Below are 2462 nucleotides of genomic sequence, written 5' to 3'. Positions count from 1 at the left end.
GAAGCGGTTGATTTCACGGTTCTCCCGTTCCAGCAACTCCAAGTCGCGCCATTCTCCGAGCCACGTGCAGATGATGCCGCCCACCAGCAGGACTATCAACAGATAGCCTGCGGCAAGCATCTTGCGGAAATGCTTGGTAGTGGTAACGAATTGTTCGCTCATTTGCTGTTTGTGTAAATACCGTTATTTAAAATACGCATATAGGTCGTGGAACTTCGCAGGTTCATGGATGAGAATGGCGGCCATGCTGCCTATGACCGCCACCAGAATTATATATCCGAATAGAATTCTACTCCTCAATGAAACAACCATTCTTCCCTTATTTACAATTGTTATAATTATTAAGGCATCTGACCACCGGCGATAGGTGGAATTTCTGTTAGTATGGGATTTCTCGGGATTGAGTTAAAAATTCTTTGGCCACGTATGGCTTGACTTGGAGGAGCGTTTTCATTTACATCAAGCCGATAACATCTATCGTTAAATGTTATAATTCCCCAAATACCAATGGTTCCTGGGATTCTCGCCAATCCTTCAGTAGGTTTAAAAAGAACAACATTATCTATTATTAGATTTTTAACCGCCCGATTCCATGATGTTTTAATACTATTGTTAGGCGTTGGAATATGAGCAACATACCTAATGCCATTGTGCCTAAAACTGGCCATATAACACCCCGAAAAACCTGAACTTAAAGTATCTATGCCATTTGAAGCAACGACTGCTATTCTATCCGCAATATATATGACACAGGCGTAGTCTAATCTAAGAAAACGATAGTTACGGGTATATCCTTTTATTTGAAATGTCAAATTACTTTGCGTGAAAATCGGAGGGGTCAAACCTACATTATAAATATTTTGATAATGAAACCGTGCAATATTTGTCATTACTGCTTGACTGTTTGGCAATCTTAATGCTTGAATCAAATTCATATATTTACTTACTGTTACTTTCGTTTGTTATAGGCTCGATACATGATGCCATTATATCCATCAGTTTAGACAGACCTTCGGTCTGCGGCTGCTGACTGGCTGTCACATGTATCTGGTATTTTGCCGTTTGGTTGGTCATGCGGGTGTTCTCGCGGGCGGTCGTGACTTTGCCGCTGATTTCCGCATTTATAAACCAATGTTTTGCAGAAGCTTTTGCCTCTACTTCTGCGTTGGTAGTGCTTTTTACGTTTGATGTATCGGTAACCTCCATCTGGAAATCGACATCCACGCGATCTATGAGCAGGGAAGGAATAGGCACCAATCCTATAAACGGAGCCTTGACACTTTGTGACATTGTTGTCATTTTTCCATCCTGCTGTATCGGTCTTTCGACATCGAATTCCAATATACGCGCTTTATTGCCGCTTTTACCATCAAATGCAATTTGCTGGTAGAAATTCCATGCTGTCGCTGCCAATTCCTGTTGTGCTTCGGCTGCTGCAATAAGTGGAGCTGCAATAAGTTCCCGCATGGGAAGCCCCTTGAATTTGTCAGTCACGTTTGAATCTGCTTTAAGAACTGGAGAAGTTTCTCTGTTTTGAGTCTCTTCCAATGCAGCGGAGATAATTTCTTTCGCCTGTCCGCTTACATTTTCATTCAAGTTTTCCGCATTTTCTTGTTGCCCTTGGTTCTTTATTTCTTCTGCCATAACATTTGAATTTTAAAATTGTTAGATATTTTTTACAAAATCGTCAATGATTCGGGAAATACTCTCCGGAGTCTCCTGAACTTTAAAATTGACGCAAACCTCCATGATATCATCTGTATCTGGTTTTATGTTGCTCATCTGCATCTGGAGATTGGCTCTGTGCGGACTGGATAACAGCAAGTTGTTTTCCGGAATCTGTGATTCCACGCTTCCGACCTTCGCCTTGAACTTTATCTGCACATTATCCATTGCAAGATAATGATGGGATATCAAGGCTATAAGTGGAATATCAATAGTCTTGTCTCCAACCATGATTTTTTTTGATTGGAACGTATTTGCGTTATTTGCATTTGTTCCTTCAAAAAGTCTGGTCAGATTTTGTATCTGATGATTCTGTAATGTATCTTGTGCACTGTTTACGGCGTACTGCAAACCATTCATAATATCAGAGAATGAATTGGTTTGAACACTGTCCGGCTCATCGTCATTATTTTTCTTGCCTCTGTGAAAAAGTCCCATGTTTTTAACTTAAATACTTGATTTGTTGTCTTTAATGAGCACCAATCTTGACAATGTCCGGCTTACAGCTTCCATATTTACACTGGAGACTATATTATTATTGACAATGCCTTGATGCCAAAACCAATATGGTGGATTCTCCGTGTGTTCCATCACGTCCTCCTTTCTTTATTGGGGTTATACTTCGGTTCTTTCCGTTGCGGGCGGAACTTTTTCCGCCCGACGGTTTACTGCTTCCTCAAGGTAGGCAATGCTCCATTAAGTTCGTAACGCCACTCTGAGCCTGCGTTCTGCAAGGC

4 protein-coding genes are annotated in these 2462 nt (G+C 41.1%); 1 reads left to right on the top strand and 3 read right to left on the bottom strand.

Annotated features, from left to right (window positions below; translation table 11 throughout):
- Positions 1-341: 341 nt before the first annotated feature.
- The 3 genes from N5O98_RS27025 to N5O98_RS27015 are packed head-to-tail and all read right to left on the bottom strand — an operon-like array spanning position 342 to position 2163.
- Positions 342-935: a hypothetical protein gene (locus tag N5O98_RS27025; RefSeq protein WP_032855960.1), complete on the bottom strand. Its 594-nt coding sequence runs from the start codon at positions 933-935 to the stop codon at positions 342-344.
- A 4-nt stretch (positions 936-939) separates the two neighbouring features.
- On the bottom strand, positions 940-1644 hold the full coding sequence (locus N5O98_RS27020; RefSeq protein WP_007749099.1) for a DUF2589 domain-containing protein: 705 nt from the start codon (positions 1642-1644) through the stop codon (positions 940-942).
- Between the two features lie 21 nt (positions 1645-1665).
- Positions 1666-2163, bottom strand: a complete 498-nt coding sequence (locus tag N5O98_RS27015; protein ID WP_118161483.1) for a DUF2589 domain-containing protein — start codon at positions 2161-2163, stop codon at positions 1666-1668.
- A gap of 114 nt (positions 2164-2277) precedes the next feature.
- On the opposite strand from N5O98_RS27015, the gene N5O98_RS27010 reads away from it, so the two are divergent.
- The gene (locus tag N5O98_RS27010) at positions 2278-2433 is read left to right on the top strand and encodes a hypothetical protein (RefSeq protein ID WP_269496230.1); all 156 of its coding nucleotides are present in this window, start codon (positions 2278-2280) and stop codon (positions 2431-2433) included.
- The last annotated feature ends 29 nt before the right edge of the window (positions 2434-2462 follow it).

This window comes from Bacteroides sp. LFL-34 (assembly GCF_027257075.1).
Lineage (GTDB): Bacteria > Bacteroidota > Bacteroidia > Bacteroidales > Bacteroidaceae > Bacteroides > Bacteroides ovatus.
Note: the sequence above shows the minus strand (reverse complement) of the source record. Positions and strands in the feature narration are given on the sequence as shown.